Source organism: Chloracidobacterium sp. (assembly GCA_016711345.1).
Lineage (GTDB): Bacteria > Acidobacteriota > Blastocatellia > Pyrinomonadales > Pyrinomonadaceae > OLB17.
Map to the genome: position 1 here is coordinate 1,191,524 of JADJTD010000001.1, position 17,843 is coordinate 1,209,366.

The following is a 17,843-nucleotide window of genomic DNA, read 5'->3' on the forward strand; positions in this document are numbered from 1 at the left end:
ATGCTGAAACGAGTTAAAGTGTGGGGTTATGCTGTCAGTGTTAAGTTGTTGAATATATTGTGCTTATAAGAATTGCACATTTGTTTTTTGCGGAAAAGCCATCTCAGAGTGCCAAAAAGCCATCGGAGACCCCCCTAAAAGCCATCGGAGAACCCCAAAAAGCCATCGGGCGAAAGGCGATTTTTTGGCTTTTTTAAAAAAGTCTCCATTCAGGTTCTGTCGTTCTCCTCGTTAACCTTTTCCATTCATTATCGTCATTCTCTTCGCTACAGTTGTCGCCGCCGACATCGACGAAGACTGTATCTTCGACGTCCGAACGGCGCCCGTTCCACCCCGTCTGATCAAACATCACGAAAACCGCAAAAAGAGGATCGGCCGAATTAACATAAGTCATTCCCTCAATCCCACTCTCTGCATTAGATCCACAAACCGAGGGTCTGGGCGAATACTGTCAAATTCTGGAGTTACTTTCAGCCATACCAAGGAGGAGGATTCGGGTATTTTAAATGCCTTTTCGAGAAAATACAAAGCTTTGTCATTTTCGCCGAGCTTCGAATGATATGAAGCTGCGTAAAAAGGGCTTGGATTTCCATTTTCTTCTTCGATTTGGAAGTCAATCAAAGTGCGCCAGTATCCTTTCGCCCCCGAAGCTTTTGCATTGTTCCTAAGCCGCTGCATCCATGCCGACAACATCGACAATTTTACATCTGTGATCTGAAGATTTTTTCGCTGCAGTTTGTGGCATTGCTCCAGAGATGCAATAGACTCTTCAAACATTCCTTTTTCGCGATAAGTCAGGAAAAGGTTGGAATATGTGCGCTGATAGTCGGGATTTATCGCCTTCACCATCTCAAACTGTTCAATGGCCCGGTCGAAATCATGGGCATAGTAATAGGACATTCCTAAATCCGTCTGTATAGCAAGCGAGAGCGGGTCGATCTCCAATGCGCGATTATATTCAGCGATACTCTCGTCAAATCGCCCGTCCATTGACAAAAACTCGGCATACCAATGATGGGCTGTCGCGTAATTTGGGCTTGACGCAATCGCAAGTTTGTATTCTGCCTCTGCTCCTGGCCGATCCCATTCGTAATACGTCTTCACAAGAGCCCTTGTCGCGTATGCTTCGCCGAGAGTCCCGTTAATATCCAAGGCCTTTTGGACTGTTGCTAGCACTATCCGAGTTCTATCCTGATTGGAATTGATAAAACTAAAGTCTCCGGTAGAATAACAATTGGCTAAGCCGACATACGCAAGAGCGTATGTCGGGTCTTTATCGACCGCTTGATTAAAGAAATCGGCGGCTTTTTCAAAATCCTTAATTGTTCGCTTATTCCAATGATAAGTTCCCTTCAGATAAAGCAAATAGGCTTCCGAACTATCGGTTTGATGGCTTGTCAGCCGCTTCCATTCTTCACTTGTCAGTTTTGTGCGCAGTATTTCGCAGATTTTTTGTGAGATCTCCTGTTGAAATGCAAGAGTTTCTGATAGTTTGCGATCGTATTGCTGACTCCAAACCTTTCTTTTTGTCCCTACATCGTGTAGTTCAGCCGTAATAACCAGAATATCGCCGCGCGGCTCGATCCTGCCGGTCAATATTGAACCTACATTGAGGTCGCGCCCGATAGCAGCCAAGTCCAGCTCTTTGTTTTTGTACTGAAAGGCTGAGTTACGGCTGATCACACGTAAATGCGGCAATTCCGCGAGATTGTTAATAATGCTGTCAGTTAATCCGTCCGAAAGATATTCGATATCAGGGTTTTGATTTTCGAATGGCAAAACAGCTATGGATGAAACTTGACCGATGCTTGCTGATAGATTCGCAGAAGTCGAACCGCCTCGATAATTAAATACGAGGACGATCAATAAAATCAGTAAGCTGGTCGCCAAAATCCCAGTTAGAAATTGCGGTTTTTTGAAAATTGATGAGATTCCCGCTTTTGCTGTCGGCGGGGGTAAGACCGTGGGTTCAGATTTGAGAATTTTCGGCGCGGGTTCGATGCTCTGGACCTCGCCAATGAACCGATACCCTTTGCGGGGTCGATTTTCAATATATTTTGCTTGCCTCGCGTCATCGCCTAAAACCTTGCGGAGTCCGGTTATCGCCACCGTCAAATTGTTGTCCTCAACAAAACTGCCAGCCCAAACTTTTTCGAAAAACTCCTCCTTGCTAACTATTTCTCCGGCCCGTTCGATCATCAAGCTCAAAACCTGAAACATCCGCCGATTAATATTTAGTGTTTCGCCATTTTTGGACAGTTTTTCCTCAGCAATATCGATTTGAAACTCGCCAAATTTATAGATATGCGGAGACGTAGTTTCCTTTAGCGTCTTTTCTAAATCGTTTACGGAAGACATTTAGCAACTATAACTCAAAATTTAGCAGAAATTTAGCCGGTTTTTAATTACTTTCGACATATCATTCGCTACCTTATGCGAACATGCAGTTCATATCTGAAATAAAAGGAGATCTCTTTATGTTTTTCTCACGGTCGCTGAATGTTGTTATCACTTCGATCCTGATCACTATCGCAGTAGTGGCTGTAAACGCCAATTGGGGCAGCGGATCTGGCTTTAACCTGTTCGCTGCGACCGATGTTCCAACGAGCGAGAGTCAAGATATAACGGGAAATGACGTGCCGGATGGGTTGTCGCGGTCAGATTGGGACGGCATTCGCGCGGCTTATGAGGCGGGCCGCCCCCTCGACATTACAGCCATTGGCCAGGAGGCATATCTAAAGCCCGCCTCGTTCGCCACTGCACAGTCGGGTGCTCAGTTCGGCTACTCGGTGGCCGTCTCGGGCGACACGGCGGTGGTCGGAGCCTTATTTGAGAACAGCTGCAACACGGGCGTGAACAGCACGCCATTCCAGGGTTGCAGTGGTGCGGGCGCCGCCTATGTCTTCACGCGCAACGCAGGCGTCTGGACGCAACAGGCCTATTTAAAGCCCGCCGCTGTGGGCACCACGCAGATAAGTGACCTTTTCGGCTACTCCGTGGCCATCTCGGGCGACACGGTAGTCGTCGGGGCGAACGGCGAGGACAGCGGCACGACGGGCGTGAACAGCACGGCAAACGAGGGCGCCAATGGTTCCGGCGCGGCCTATGTGTTTACCCGTTCAGCAGGCGTGTGGACGCAGCAAGCGTATCTTAAGCCCGCCGTCGTCGGTGCCTCGCAGTTCGGTGACCAATTCGGCGTCTCGGTAGGCGTCTCGGGCGACACGATTGTCGTGGGAGCCTGGCAGGAGGATGGCAGCACGACGGGCGTGAACAGCACGCCCAACGACACCGGCGGCACCAACTTCAACTCCGGTGCAGCATACGTCTTCACACGCAGTGCAGGCGCGTGGACGCAGCAGGCCTATCTCAAGCCCGCCGCCGTCGGCACCACCCAGGAAGTTGACTATTTCGGCCGGTCGGTGGCCGTCTCGGGCGATACGGTGCTCGTCGGAGCTAACGGGGAGGCCAGCGACACGACCGGCGTGAACAGCACGCCAAACGAGAGCTCCGCCCTGGCCGGTGCGGCCTACGTCTTCACGAGCAGCGCCGGCGTTTGGACGCAGCAGGCATATCTTAAACCCGCCGCCGTCGGCACCACGCAGACAGGTGACAGTTTCGGCTACTCGGTGGCCGTCTCGGGCGATACACTGGTTGTCGGAGCTGTCTCGGAGGACAGCAGCACGACGGGCGTGAACGGGACGCCAAACGAGAGCTCTACCGATTCCGGAGCGGCTTATGTATTCACACGCAACGCAAGCGTGTGGACGCAGCAGGCCTATCTCAAGCCCGCCGCCGTGGGCACCACGCAGGCGGGTGACGGGTTCGGCGTTGCGGTGGCCATCGAGGGCGACACGGTGCTCGTCGGGGCTAGCGCGGAGGACAGCAACACGACCGGCGTGAACAGCACGCCAAACGAGAGCTCCGCCCTGGCCGGTGCGGCCTACGTCTTCACGAGCAGCGCCGGCATCTGGACGCAGCAGGCTTATTTAAAGCCAGCCGCCGTCGGCGCTACGCAGTCAAATGACCGTTTTGGCGGATCGGTGGCGGTCGATGGCGACACAGTAATCGTCGGGGCTTACGGGGAGGACAGCAACACGACAGGGGTGAACTCCACGCCCAACGAGAGTTCCGGCGCTGCCGGCGCGGCTTACGTCTTATCCGGACTTGGGCCGGCATCACCGACCCCAACGGATACGCCGACAAGCACGCCTACGAATACTCCAACTCACACGGCGACGAACACTCAGACGGCAACATCTACTGCTACGGATACACCGACCCCAACTGCTACAGAAACATTTACTCCGACAGCAACGGCAACAGAAACTTTTACTCCGACGGCAACGGCAACGGAGACGTTCACGCCGACCTCAACCTCAACCGAGACAACCACACCGACAGCGACGGGAACTCCCAGTGCGACCGCATCATTTACTCCAACTCCCGGAAACTGTGTCACTGCCCCCGCTAATCTCGTTGGATGGTGGCGTGGTGAGGGAAGCGGCGAGTGATGTTTTAAACCTGAACGACGGTACCACTCAAGGAGGTGTGACTTACGAAAGCGGTATAGTTGGACAAGCGTTTGCGTTTGACGGCACCGGAGAGGTCGTTGTTCCAAACCATCCCAGCCTTAACGTGCAACAGTTGACTTTCGATGCGTGGGTTTATCCGACCAGTTACGGTAACGGTTCGGTGTTCATTTTGAGCAAATCTGATAGCCCGCTTACCTGGACAATTCAATACGAGTTTGCACTCTCGTCTAACGTTAATTCGATCCCGAACGGAAATCTGGTCTTCAATTTGGTTAGCCCGAATCAGCACCGCTTGAACGGGCTCCCGGACGACGGCGGAGGTTGGGTCGATTCGGGCGGAGCCGTACCGCTAAATACCTGGACACATGTGGCCCTAACCTTCGACGGCAGCACGGCAAAGACCTTTGTTAATGGCAGTTTGACCAGGACTGTCAACGGTCTCAGCGGAAGTATAAACACTACTACGGAAACCTTTAAGATAGGTTCGGGAGGTCTTGGTTCAAACAAGTTCCTTGGAAAAATTGACGAAGTAGATGTATTTAATCGAGCCTTGTCCGAAGCGGAGATTCAAGCGATTTTCGATGCGGGAACGCAGGGAAAGTGTTTGTCACCTGCGATAAGGGGAGCCGTTACCTACGGCAATCCGGCATCTCCGACGACGAAGTTCATCTCGAATGTGACGGTATCAAGTACGGTTGGTTCGCCGAGCCTCTCGACGACGACAGCGGCTCCGGGCGGAACGGCGGGGCAATACACACTTATAGGTTTTGGTGCCGGATCTTATACAGTCTCACTCGCAAAAACAACGGGCCAGAACGGCATATCGTCGGGCGATGCGGCGAGGGTTGCACAGCATGTAGCCGGAACATCGTTTATCACCAGTGACCGACAGAAGATCGCTGCGGACGTTACCAACAACGGTGCACTGTCGTCAACCGACGCTGCACAGATCGCAAGGTTTGTATCGGGGCTTGGGCCTCCGATCGGACTTACAGGGCAGTGGAGATTCTTTGTTCCTGACCCGGGATTCCCAACGTTCCCGATAGGCCCGTCGCCGCAGACACGAATCTATGATCCTGTTGCCGGAAATATCACCGGTCAGGATTACATCGGTATTCTGGTCGGAGAGGTCACCGGAAACTGGAACCCGACAGCCGCGAGACCGGCGGGAACAGTGAACGGTGGACAGTGGGCGGTGGACAGAGATCTGAATGCGGAATGCGGAGTGGGGAATGCGGAATGTAAGGCGGTGACCGTTGATCTGCCGCAATTAGTGTCGTCTGCTGACAAAGAGATCGTTGTGCCGGTGAATGTGCAAGGCATCGCGGATAAGGGAGTGATCTCTTATGAGTTTGATCTTAGGTATGATCCTTCGGTGATGCAGCCGGTTGGTGATGGGGTTGATGTGAATGGGACGGTTAGTCGCGGGCTTTCGGTTGTGACGAATGCGGCTGAGCCGGGGCTCTTGAGGGTCGTTGTTTATGGGGCTTATCCGATAGATGGCGACGGTTTGTTGTTGAATCTAAGGTTTACTGCGGTTGGTGAATCGGGTTCGGTGTCGCCGATCTCGTTTGAGCGGATAATGTTTAATGAGGGTGAGGCGCGGGTGACGATCACTGACGGAAAGATTGAACTGTTCTAACTTAAAGCTCGATGCAGAAGCCCGCGCGTGAGCGAGGGCTTAACATTCATGTTGAGTGTTAAGCCCTTACTAACGTGCGGGCTTCTGCATAAGAACCCAGTCGCTACGGCTCCTGGTTCTGACGGGTGCGGGCTTTTGCATCTAGCGTGTGACGTTGAAGGCTCCATGGTTTGCGTCGGCGTTTTCTTTGATGTTTGGATGCTCAGGGCTGATGCGGATGCAGGCGGCGAAGTGTTTGGGTTTTATCTCGACTAGTTGTGGAACGGTCGTGCTGCATTCGGGGATCGCGAATTGGCAGCGGGTGTGGAAATGGCAGCCGGTTGGCGGATTGATCGGTGACGGAACGTCGCCTTTCAAAATGATGCGTTCGCGTTTTGATTCGATCTCGGGGTCGGGGACTGGCACGGCGGAGATGAGGGCCTGTGTGTAGGGCATCAGCGGATCGCGGTAAATTTCTTTGCCGTCGGCGAGTTCGACGATGCGGCCGAGATACATCACGGCGACGCGGTCGGAAAGATGGCGAACGGCACGCAGATCGTGCGAAATGAAAAGATACGTCAGATTCTTTTCGGCCTGAAGGCGTTCCATCAGGTTCATTATCTGTGCCTGGATCGAAACGTCGAGAGCCGAGATCGGTTCGTCGGCGACGATAAAGGACGGGTCAACTGCCAATGCACGCGCGATGCCTATACGCTGGCGCTGGCCGCCGGAAAACTCGTGCGGGTAACGCTTTACAAAGCGGCGGCTGAGGCCGACCGTCTCCATCAATTCCTGCACATGCGATTCGACTGACTTCCCTTTTGCAAGGCCAAAAGTGCGGATCGGTTCGCCGATAATGTTGCCGACGGTCATTCGCGGATTTAGCGAAGCGTACGGATCTTGGAAGATCATCTGCAGATGCTTTCGCTGGTCGCGCATTGCCGATTGAGGCAGATGTGCAAGGTCCTTGCCGTTGTAAAATACTTTGCCGCCGGTTGGTTCGGTAAGTCTAAGAATCGCTTTGCCAAGAGTCGATTTGCCGCAGCCGGATTCGCCAACGAGACCGAGCGTTTCGCCTTTCTTGATATCGAGCGATACACCGTCAACCGCTTTTACAGTTTTGGCCGCACTAAACAGCCCGCCGCCGGAGCGGTAATGAACTTTTAGATCTTGGAGAGAGATCAGGTTGTTTTCGTTTTCTTCCATTTATTTCACCACAGAGACACAGAGAGCACAGAGCATAAAGAATCTGTGTTTATCTGGAATCTGTGTTTATCTGCGTACATCTGCGGCCAATTTCTCTTTCTTCGATTCGGCAAAAACGTCGCTCGCAAAATGACAGAGCGAATGATGGCCTTCGTTTATCTGAACGAACGGCGGAAATTCGCGGCGGCACAGATCTTCGGCGCGTTCGCACCGCTCGGCAAACGGACAACCCAGCGGCAGGTGCGCAACGTCCGGCGGCAATCCGGGAATTTGATATAGTTCTTTCCCTTGTTCGTGCGCCGGGTCAGGGACACTTTTTAGCAAACCCTTTGTATATGGATTTGCAGGTGTTGCGAAAAGTTCGCGCGTCGGAGCCTGTTCAAAAACCTTGCCGGCATACATCACAATTATCTTGTCGGTCATTCCGGCAACAACGCCGAGGTCGTGCGTAATTAGTATGACGCTCGTGCCCATCCGCGATCTTAGATCTTTGATAAGTTCGAGTATCTGCGCCTGAATAGTTACATCGAGCGCCGTTGTCGGCTCATCCGCGATCAGTAATTCGGGATCGCAGCTGAGCGCCATCGCGATCATCACACGCTGGCGCATACCACCGGAAAATTCGTGCGGATAACTGTTGATCCGCTCTTCGGCGTCGGAGATGCCGACCGTTTGCAGCATTTTGATCGCATGCGCTCGCGCCTGTTTCTTGTCGTGACCGAGATGAAGCCGCGTGACCTCCATCAACTGCGTCGAGATCTTTAGAAATGGGTTGAGCGATGTCATCGGGTCCTGAAAGATCATCGCCATCCGCTTGCCGCGTATCTTTCGCACTTCGTCGATAGGAAGGCCAAGCACATCGATCCCGTCAAACACGATCTTGCCGCCCGCGATCTTTCCCGGCGGCTCAGGAATAAGCCTCATCACCGAAAGATTGGTCACCGACTTACCACTGCCCGACTCACCGACAATGCCCAGCGTCTCTCCCTTTTTCAGCTCAAACGTGATGCCGTCAACCGCCTTAACAACGCCGTCCTCGGTCATGAAATAGGTCTTCAGATCGTTGACGGATAAAATTGTGCCGTTCTGTTCGCTCATCAATTAGAATTTTCGCGTCTGCGGATCCAACGCGTCTCGCAAACCATCACCAAGAAAATTAAGTGAAAATAACGTCAATGCCATCGTCAAACCGGGGAACAAAAGTTGCCAAGGGAATATCGCAATGTTCTTCACACCGTCAGCAGCGAGGCTTCCCCACGAAGCAAATGGAGCCTGAACACCAAGCCCAAGATACGAGAGAAATGCCTCGGTCAGCATAACACTCGGCACGGTGAGTGTTGCGTAAACTATCACCGGCCCAAGAGCATTCGGAATGAGATGACGGAAAATAATTCCAATGGTCGAAACGCCCGTCGCCTTTGCTGCCATTACAAATTCCTGATTTTTGAGACTCAATATCTGACCGCGAACTACGCGTGCCATCGTCAACCACGAAACGAGTCCGAGTGCAAAAAACAATAAAAATATCTGGCTCAAACCTTGATTTCCCGCTCCGCCCAAAGTGGACGAGATCCACTGTATCCAAGCCGGCGTGCTTGGCCCGCCGAATACAGAAAGCAAAACGATCACGATCAATATATAAGGAATGGAATAGAGAATATCGACGATGCGCATCATTAAGTTGTCGATGCGACCGCCGAGATAACCGGCGGTTGCTCCGTAAGATACGCCGATGATAAGCGAAACGGTTGTCGAAATAACACCGACCATTAGCGAGATGCGTCCGCCCTGCAGCACACGTGCAAAAATATCGCGCCCGGCATCGTCCGTTCCCATAAGGTGCTGCAGCGAAGGCGGCATTGCCTTAACTAACGACCTGTCGGTCGGGATCATGTCAAAGGTGTATCCTGTTGTCCAGTAAATTATAGCGGGGCCGATGATAACCGCGACGACCATGATCGCAAGAACGACCATGCCCACGACAGCGAGTTTGTTTCGCAAAAGGCGCTTCCACGCATCGCGCCACAGCGAACTCCCTTTAACTATTTCTACATTCTCCGCCATAGAAATTTACTCGTAACGAATACGCGGATCTAAAAATCCGTAGCTGATATCGACGATCAGATTAAATATCATTATCAGGATCGAAAGAAACGCAACGATGCCGAGCGTCAGCGGTTCGTCGCGATTGAGCACCGACTGGATAAAAATATTACCGAGCCCGGGAATCGCAAAAACTTTTTCCACGACAACTGTTCCGGCGAGCAATGCTGCAAGAGCGGGGCCGGTGAACGAGATCACGGGAATCAAACCGCCGCGGATTGCATGACGAAACAAAACAGTCTTCTCGTCCAACCCTTTTGCTCTGGCCGTGCGGATAAAATCAGAACGCATCACTTCGAGCATTCCGGCCCGCGTCAGCCGCGCGATGTAGGCCGCATAGATCGCGGCAAGTGAACAAACCGGCAGCACGAGCGATTCGATCCCGCCCCATCGCGCAGGCGGAAACCAATACAACCAGAAACCAAAAATGAGCACGAGAATAGGCCCGAGAACAAAATTCGGGACTGACAGCCCAAGCATTGCTAACGACATCGATCCGTAATCAAATGCCGAATTCTGCTTTAATGCGGCAACCGTTCCAGCGGTCAATCCGATTGCGAGAGCGAGTAGATAACCAAGCAGGCCGATCGTCGCCGAATAGGGTAAGTGCCGCTTTATAATTTCGTTTACTGATTGCCCTTGATACTTAACCGAGTCGCCAAAATCGCCACGAACGATATTCGACATCATCATGCCGTATTGCTGATACCACGGCAGATCGAGGCCATACTTTTTTCGAATGTTTGCTTCGACAGCAGCAGGCAGTTTCTTTTCGCTTGTATAAAAATTGCCGGGTGCGAGCCTGATCAAGCCCCACGTCAGCGTTACGACGAGCAACGCCATTGGGATGATTATCAGTAATCTGCGAATGATGAAACTCAGCATCTATTTATTTTGCGACTGCCTTTTGCGTGCTTTCAAGATCCTGCAATTGTTTTTCAAACTGCGGATCGGGAATCGTCATTATACTTGCAACGTTCTTATCCCAATTCGTCGGATCGCGCTCAATATAAACAAATTTCCAAGCTATTAACGTGCCGGGATTTGGATACATTCCCTTGACGTAAGGCTTTTTCATCCAGTTTGTCGCATTGACCGTGAGCGGGATCATCGGCAATTGCTCCATCAAATATTCCTCGGCACGCGCCAAAATTTCCAACCGTTTTTCAGGGTCAAGTTCGCGGTTTGCATCGTCGAGCATCTTGTCGTATTTCGTTTCGTGAAATCCCGAACCGCCTTCATTTTCCTCGCCGTACTGAAGCCCAAGAAAAGTGTACGGGTCCATGTAATCGCCCGACCACAGGAACTGCGCAAACCCTTCGTACTGCAGCGATTTGAAGTAAGGCAGATAGGTCTTAAACTCCATCGTCTTGAGCGGGATCGTTATGCCGAGATTCTGCTTCCACTGTGCCTGAACAAATTCGGCGATCGCCTTATTGTTCTCATTTGTATTGAACGTGATCGAAACTCGGTCGGTCGGAAAACTCGGACACGAGAATGTGTCACCATTCTTCTGCACCGGAAAACCGGCTTCGCCGAGCAACTTTCGAGCTTCGTCCGCGTTGAACTTATATCTATTCGACCATACGTCGGATGAAACACCTTTTTCGGCACGTAGTTCTTCGCTAACCTTTGCGGCCGCCTTGTCGTACGCAGGAAAGATTCCTGTCGGAACTTTTCCGTATAAAGGCTGCGTGACTTTACGAAAACTGGAAACAGCTTCGCGGTCGAGTCCTAACAAAAACGCCCGTCTGACCTTCACCTGGTCAAACGGCGGCTTTTTCATGTTCATCGAGTAATAAGCAGTCGCAGCCTCAGGAAAATTCATGTACTCATCCTTGTAGCTGCGCACATCATTTATCCACGATGTCAGAACCGTGTGATTGAGAAATGCATCGATCGATCCTGCCTTGTAAAGATTTAGAATGGTCGCGTTTTCTTCGAGCGGGTAAAACTCAATGCGGTCAAGGTGCACATTTGCAGCGTCCCAATAATTTGGATCTTTTTCAACAACGAGTTTGTCGTACGGACGATGTTCCTTTACTCGAAATGCTCCGCAGGTAACGATGTGCTCGGGACGCGACCATTCCTTGCCATATTTTTCAATAGCCTGACGCGGCACAAAACGAAAATACTGATGAGCGAGCATGCCGACAAAATACGGCGTGCTTTGCCTTAACGTTATGCGAAGCGTGTAATCGTCGATAGCCTCGACGCCGATGTCTTCTGCTTTAACGGGAACAAATTCCGCACCTTCGACTGCAGCTTTTAGCTTCGGATCGGCGTCCAATTGCTTTGAGCGTTTCTTTTCATCGCCGTCGAGCGTGACACGCGTCGCGTTTACGGCTTTATGAAATTCGGTATCAGGACCAAATGGCAGAACAGCTTTTGACTCACCCTCAACTGCCAGATCGCTCTCTAGAAGAAACTTGTCGCCCTTTTTCACAAAGACCGCTTCAGCATTGAAGGCCTCGGCATACTTGATCACACCGCCGAGCGCAATCGCAGTTCGTGAGATCGTCTCGGGAGCAAAACCGCGACGCATACTGTAAACGAAATCACTCGCGGTTATGGGTTTTCCGTCGCTCCATTTTGCATTGTCACGAAGATGAAAAATGAATTCGTCAAGATTCGGATTTATCTCCCAGCTTTTTGCGATTGCCGGTATCGGCTGCTGGTCCTTTGGGCCGTATTCGACAAGACCATCGTAAAGCGCCATAAATATGCGAGCTTCCGGCTGGCCGTCGGGAAGCTGTGGGTCGAGCGTTTCCGGCTCTGAGCCACTCACGTAGCGAAGGACCTTATCTTTAGGCGCAACAGTCTTTCCAAAATATCGGCTGCCTGCAGACGATGAACACCCCGCAAGAACCGAGCTTAAGACGAAAAAAGCGGCAAGCATTTGAGATCGGCGGAATCTTGTTGCGGCCATACTTTAAACTCCAAAAAAGATTGCGGGCTTGGACACCTAACGCTTACGCATTCGAGAGCGTGTAAAAAAGTTAATGCGAATCAGGAAATAATGCAAACCGTCTAAGAACCACCTTTAGCAGTTTTCGGCTGCCAACTGCTGTCGATGCTAATGTCCTCAAGCGACGTTGCATCGAGCCCGTTCACTTCAAACCCTCTAACGTAGGGCTTTACAAGCGAATAGGCCAGAGGAAAATACAATGGTATGGCATTGAGTTCAAAAAAAGCATCGACCTCATTGAGGATGCCATTTTTTGCAAGTGACAACTCTGAATGTTCCTCTGCCTCAGGATCGTCCGGATTATTTTCTATCGGAGTCTTTATCAAGGATTTTTCATTATTTAGCTCTCGCCCCTTGGCTGACTGCGACGGATCGAGTACGGCTTCCGTTCTTTTCGGCAATCCAAATATGATTGCCATTCCGACAGATTCGTCCATTGTTGGAAGCACCACGCCACGTCGAACGAGATCGTATTCTCCCAATGATCGCGCGGCATCGATCTCCGACAGTTCTTTTACGATAATGTCGGTGTCAAGGTTTAGATTCTGCTTCCACATTTTGGCTACCGCTCGGGCGACTCGCTGTTGAGTGTCGTTTCGATTGATAACGAGCCTGATCGTTGGAAAATCGGCTCCGCCGGCGAAACCGGCATCCTCAAGCAGATATTTCGCCTTTTGAGCATCAAGCGTAAGCTGCGCATTATTTCTTTCGCCGAGCGGCAAAAACGAAGTTGCAGGCCGAGCCGTTCGTTCGAGTTCAACGTCGGTAATTCGCTCGCGGTCGATCGAGATTGCCAACGCTTCACGGACTCGCCGATCGTTGAATGGAGCTTTCTCTGTATTGTATACGTAAAAATTCAGTGCGCTGTGTGTGGTCTGCCGAAAATCGTCATACGGGGAAAGGATCTTTAATGCCAGCGGTTCGAACTCGGCATTTGTCAGGGCATCGATCTCACCTTTTTTGTACGCGGAAAGGGCGGCTTCGGCGCTTTCCTTGAACACAAACTTAACTCGTTCGAGACTTACAGCTGACTTGTTCCAATATATATCGGAGCGATCAAGAGCGATGCCGTCTTTGCCGACGCTCGCAACTGTAAAAGCACCGTTCGTTACAACATCAGCATCCAGCGGAGTGGTGTCGAATTCAGCACCATCACCGTAAATTGGTCGAAAGATAGGGTTTGCAACGAGTTTTGGAAAATCCCGGTCGGGAAATTCGAGAGTGACCCGAAGCGTTGCGGAATCGAGAGCTTCGACACCAAATTTCTCATTCGCGGGTTTCGAGACTGTGACTATTTTATTTTCCGTCTGCAGATTTGAACTCGTATTTGCAGGCGGTGTATTTATGACCGGTGTTTTTGTGGCCGAGACTGAATTGGGTTGTTCATGATGCGGCTGTAGCTCTTCGCCAAAGGTAGATGTAAAATCAACAAGATCGCCGATCGGTAATGGAGCGGCCCTACTGGCGCGCATTCCAATAATGTTCTGAAAAAGCTCGGGATGTCCCGCCTTGTCGCCAAGAGCCACTAGCCGCTTCCACGATGTAACAAAATTATCAGCCGTGATGCGTTTTCCATTTGACCAGCGCGCGTCTTTCCTAAGCTGAAAGGTCCACACGCGGCGATCAGGAGAACTTGTCCATTTTTCCGCAATGGCCGGCACTTCTTTTAGGGAACGAGTATCGATGTCGGTTAGGCCTTCGAAAAGGGCTCGGACAATATCGGTCTCTGGCGCCGCTGCAGCTCGTGCCGGATCAAAACTCTTTGGAGTTTTGCCGTTGCTCCAACGAAATTCCTGTTTGGCGGGCGGTGCGGTTTCGGCGTAAAACGGCTCAGGCTCCGGTTTCTGAATCTCTGCGCAAGCTGAGAGAAAAATAGAAATCACGCACAGAAAAAATGTGGACGATTTCCATTTCCATTTACCAGGATTTTTTCGATCCATTACCATTTCTAGGTCGAGTTAGCCCACAATTGTTCGAAAACCCGAGCGACCTGTCGGCGAACATCTTCAACATCGGCAGAAGTATTGATCAGATGGTCGGCAAAGCTCTTCTTTTCTTCCTGCGACATTTGAGCAGCAATGCGTTGTTTTGCTTCCGATTCGCTCAAATTGTCGCGTGCCATCAGGCGGCTCAATTGTATCGCAGGTTCGCACCATACGACAACGATTTTATCGAACCGCCGATAGCTGCCGGATTCGATCATCAAGGCTGCATCAACGATCGCGATGCCGTGAGCATCGTCCCTTTCGAGTGCTCTTATCCAACCATCCTGTTCCTCTATTACTAATGGATGAACAATTGAGTTTAGAAGTTGGCGCTTGTCATCATCGGCAAAGACTAAGTTTGCGAGAGCTTTGCGATCAAGATGCCCGTTCGGCTGCAGAAAGTCGCTGCCAAACTCACGCACAATTTGCACAAGGCCTGACGTTCCAGGCCCGACAACATCGCGAGCGGTTTTATCAGCATCGAGCACATGACAGCCAAGTTCGCGAAAACACTCGCAAACATACGATTTGCCGACAGCAATCGAACCGGTGAGGCCAACTTTTAACATTACGCTGCGCGATTATGTCTTTTGGCAAGCTTGTTTACGTTAAATTCCGCGATCTCGGTAAGCGTTAAACCGAGCTCATCAGCACATGCCGAGATATACCAAAGCACGTCGCCAAGTTCGTCCTGTAACTTGGCGCGAATCTCTTCGTTAATCACGCCGCCGTGATCGCGCTGTATCTTCTTAACGATATTCGCAACCTCGCCCGCTTCACCGGCAAGCCCAAGTGTCGGGTATTCAAGGTTGCTCAAACGCCTCGGGTAAAGAGCCGTTTGGCTCGCTTCAGTTTGGTATTCTTCAAAGTTCATATATTTATTTTCAACGCAAAGTCGCCAAGTCGCAAAAATAGGAATTTAGATAGCGAATTAAAAAAGACAAGTGTTTATCTTTGCGACTTTGCGTTAAATCTTCCTTCTCAATCTGGCGGCTTCTATCGTATTTTTCATCAGCATCGCGACGGTCAACAAACCGACGCCGCCTGGAACGGGCGTGAAATTTGCGGCCTTTTCCATAGCTTCTTTCGGATTTACGTCGCCAACTAATGTGAAACCGCGAGCCTCAATAGCCTTTAGGCGTTTTTCAATTTCGTCATCAGCGAATAATTCGCGTGCTACAGCTTCGCTTTCAACTTGATTTATGCCCACATCTATCACAGTCGAACCTTCCTTTATGTGCTTGCCGCAAATAAATCCGGCGCGACCGATCGCGGCTACCAAAATATCAGCTTGCTCTGTCATTCCAGCCAAATTCGACGTTCGTGAGTGGCATATTGTGACAGTCGCGTTTTCGCGCAAAAGCAGCATCGCCAAAGGTTTCCCAACTATGTTGCTGCGGCCAACGATGACCGCGTGTTTGCCCGCAATTTCAATATCGGAACGTTTTAATATCTCGATCACGCCTGCCGGTGTACAAGGAACCAGCGAGGGATAGCCAAGCGAAAGTTTGCCAACATTCTCAGGATGAAAACCATCAACATCCTTTGCCGGATCGATCGATTCGAGAACGAAACTCTCATCGATCTGAGTCGGCAGCGGCAGTTGCACGAGTATTCCGTCAACTTCATCGCGGCCGTTAAGTTCGGCTACAAGAGCCAGCAATTCAGCCTGTGTCGTTTCGGAAGACAGATGATGATGTTCGGAAATAATGCCCAACTCGGCAGCAGCCTTAACCTTTTTCCCAACATAAACTTCCGATGCAGGATCAGAGCCGACTCGAACAACAGCTATACAGGGCCGAAAACCGTGCTCGACTTCCAAAGCCTTCACATTTTCGGCGATCTCAGTCTGTATGGCATCCGCAATGGCTTTTCCGCTTAATATCCGTGCTGTCATAACTGTTTTGACGTGATTTTACAGGAAACGGCTCAAGTTTGCTAAAATCATCGTTAATATGCGCACGATTATTTTTTTCTTATCGCTACTTCTTCTGTTTACTGCCTGCAAAAACGGTGTCGATTCTAATCAGACATCGGCAAACGCAAAGCGTTACCAGTTAAAAGGCAAAGTCATTTCCGTTGACCGCACCGCCAAAAGAGCTAAGATCGAGCATGAAAAAATCGAAGGCTTTATGGAAGCTATGACGATGGACTTTCCGATCCATGCCGACTGGATATGGAACGACCTGACGCCCGGTTCCGAAGTTCGGGCCGAACTGGTTGTCGACAACGCAGCCAAAGATCCATATTATCTCGAAAATGTTGGAATAATTGCCGCTCCAAACCCTGACCAGCCGCCGGTACCGTTGAATGAGAATTTTGCTCAAGTGGGAAAAGAAGTGCCTGATTTTTCGCTGACGAATCAGGACGGCAAGAGCATTTCGCCCAGAGATTTTCGCGGCAAAGCGCTTGCGATAACGTTCATCTACGCAAAATGCCCGATCCCGGATTATTGCATCCGAATGTCAACGCATTTTAGCGACGTTGCAAATCAGGTAGCCGCGAACCCCGATCTAAAAGACAAGATCAGGCTCCTTAGCATCTCTTTTGACCCTGCAAACGACACTCCCGAAAAGCTGCGTTCATACGGTATCGGCTATCTCGGGAATGATCCAAAGGCAAAATTTGATGTTTGGCAGCTCGCCGTTGGCAAGGATGCCGAAGTGCGAAAGATCGCTGATTTCTTCGGCATGCGGTACGAGGTCGATCAAAGCGACAAGGCCCAGATCAATCATAATTTGCGAACGGTCGTGATCGGCCCTGACGGCAAGGTTACGAAGATGTTGCCGGGGAATGAGTGGTCGTCTGGACAACTGCTGAAGGAATTGGAAGCGACGCTCGCAAAATGATCTGAAGGATTTGCTCGTTAGTGCAAAAAATTCCGAAGCCTAATGGACACTATGAAGATTACACGCTTTCTAAACCACAAACGACCTCTCGAGACATTAGGGATTATCGCCATTGTGTTTGTAGTGGCATTTGTCCTTCAAATACCTCTGTTGGCAGCAACTTTTATCATTATCGGGGTGTTTTTTGTTAGTTGGGTCATCAAAAACTGGTAAGCGATTTTTAGCAGCACAAGAGAGGCCGAGGGCGCGGCCTACGATAGTGTGTGGATAAACGACCTCAAAAAAGCCGTTTGGGGAGCCCAAAAAGCCATCGCAGACCCCCCAAAAAGCCATCAGGCAACCCCCAAAAAGCCATCGGAAATTTTCGGACGCCAAGCGATTGATGCTCTCGTCGATGTTTTCCGGTACCCGCGTCGATGTCAAAGGTTCATCCTGCCCTCATTGCCGCCTTTGATGTTGGGAAGTACGCGACGACGCACCTCTGTGAACTCCGTGTCTTAATCTTTGTGGTCTTTGTGTTAAAAGCCACTTAACACAAAGGACACAGAGCGGCAGACACAGAGAACACAAAAAGATCAT

At 50.8% G+C, this 17,843-nt stretch carries 14 protein-coding genes; 3 read left to right on the forward strand and 11 right to left on the reverse strand.

Annotated elements, in window-relative coordinates; genetic code table 11:
- Nucleotides 1-193 precede the first annotated feature (193 nt).
- Together IPL32_04890 and IPL32_04895 are read right to left on the reverse strand one after the other, a co-directional pair.
- Nucleotides 194-394, reverse strand: coding sequence for a hypothetical protein (locus tag IPL32_04890; protein ID MBK8465147.1), 201 nt, complete (start codon nucleotides 392-394; stop codon nucleotides 194-196).
- The gene (locus tag IPL32_04895) at nucleotides 391-2,358 is read right to left on the reverse strand and encodes a winged helix-turn-helix domain-containing protein (protein MBK8465148.1); all 1,968 of its coding nucleotides are present in this window, start codon (nucleotides 2,356-2,358) and stop codon (nucleotides 391-393) included. Before IPL32_04895 ends, IPL32_04890 begins: the two co-directional genes overlap by 4 nt.
- A 119-nt stretch (nucleotides 2,359-2,477) precedes the next feature.
- On the opposite strand from IPL32_04895, the gene IPL32_04900 reads away from it, so the two are divergent.
- Entirely contained in the window at nucleotides 2,478-4,511 is a 2,034-nt protein-coding gene (locus tag IPL32_04900) for an alpha/beta hydrolase (GenBank protein ID MBK8465149.1), read from the forward strand.
- A complete protein-coding gene (locus IPL32_04905; GenBank protein MBK8465150.1) occupies nucleotides 4,453-6,174 on the forward strand; it encodes a hypothetical protein in 1,722 nt (573 codons plus the stop codon). The genes IPL32_04900 and IPL32_04905 overlap by 59 nt, the downstream gene beginning before the upstream one ends.
- A 141-nt stretch (nucleotides 6,175-6,315) precedes the next feature.
- Here IPL32_04905 and IPL32_04910 read toward each other — a convergent pair whose 3' ends face one another.
- From IPL32_04910 to IPL32_04950, 9 genes are all read right to left on the reverse strand, one after another.
- Complete coding sequence (locus IPL32_04910; GenBank protein ID MBK8465151.1) at nucleotides 6,316-7,359, reverse strand: ATP-binding cassette domain-containing protein; 1,044 nt, start codon at nucleotides 7,357-7,359, stop codon at nucleotides 6,316-6,318.
- Nucleotides 7,360-7,425: 66 nt separating this feature from the next.
- Entirely contained in the window at nucleotides 7,426-8,457 is a 1,032-nt protein-coding gene (locus IPL32_04915) for an ABC transporter ATP-binding protein (GenBank protein MBK8465152.1), read from the reverse strand.
- 3 nt (nucleotides 8,458-8,460) lie between these two features.
- Nucleotides 8,461-9,423, reverse strand: coding sequence for an ABC transporter permease (locus IPL32_04920; protein ID MBK8465153.1), 963 nt, complete (start codon nucleotides 9,421-9,423; stop codon nucleotides 8,461-8,463).
- Nucleotides 9,424-9,429: 6 nt separating this feature from the next.
- A complete protein-coding gene (locus tag IPL32_04925) occupies nucleotides 9,430-10,347 on the reverse strand; it encodes an ABC transporter permease (protein MBK8465154.1) in 918 nt (305 codons plus the stop codon).
- A 4-nt stretch (nucleotides 10,348-10,351) separates the two neighbouring features.
- Nucleotides 10,352-12,391 carry a peptide ABC transporter substrate-binding protein gene (locus tag IPL32_04930; protein MBK8465155.1) on the reverse strand — a complete coding sequence of 680 codons (2,040 nt, stop codon included), beginning with the start codon at nucleotides 12,389-12,391 and terminating at the stop codon, nucleotides 10,352-10,354.
- A 101-nt stretch (nucleotides 12,392-12,492) separates the two neighbouring features.
- Entirely contained in the window at nucleotides 12,493-14,370 is a 1,878-nt protein-coding gene (locus tag IPL32_04935) for a peptide ABC transporter substrate-binding protein (GenBank protein MBK8465156.1), read from the reverse strand.
- An 8-nt stretch (nucleotides 14,371-14,378) separates the two neighbouring features.
- Nucleotides 14,379-14,984 (reverse strand): dephospho-CoA kinase, encoded by a 606-nt coding sequence (locus IPL32_04940; GenBank protein ID MBK8465157.1) that lies wholly within the window; start codon nucleotides 14,982-14,984, stop codon nucleotides 14,379-14,381.
- Entirely contained in the window at nucleotides 14,984-15,289 is a 306-nt protein-coding gene (locus tag IPL32_04945; GenBank protein ID MBK8465158.1) for a nucleoside triphosphate pyrophosphohydrolase family protein, read from the reverse strand. The genes IPL32_04940 and IPL32_04945 overlap by 1 nt, the downstream gene beginning before the upstream one ends.
- A gap of 93 nt (nucleotides 15,290-15,382) precedes the next feature.
- Complete coding sequence (locus IPL32_04950; GenBank protein MBK8465159.1) at nucleotides 15,383-16,312, reverse strand: bifunctional 5,10-methylenetetrahydrofolate dehydrogenase/5,10-methenyltetrahydrofolate cyclohydrolase; 930 nt, start codon at nucleotides 16,310-16,312, stop codon at nucleotides 15,383-15,385.
- Nucleotides 16,313-16,370: 58 nt separating this feature from the next.
- Between IPL32_04950 and IPL32_04955 the strand changes: the two genes are divergently transcribed.
- Nucleotides 16,371-17,264 (forward strand): SCO family protein, encoded by an 894-nt coding sequence (locus tag IPL32_04955; GenBank protein MBK8465160.1) that lies wholly within the window; start codon nucleotides 16,371-16,373, stop codon nucleotides 17,262-17,264.
- Nucleotides 17,265-17,843 lie beyond the last annotated feature (579 nt).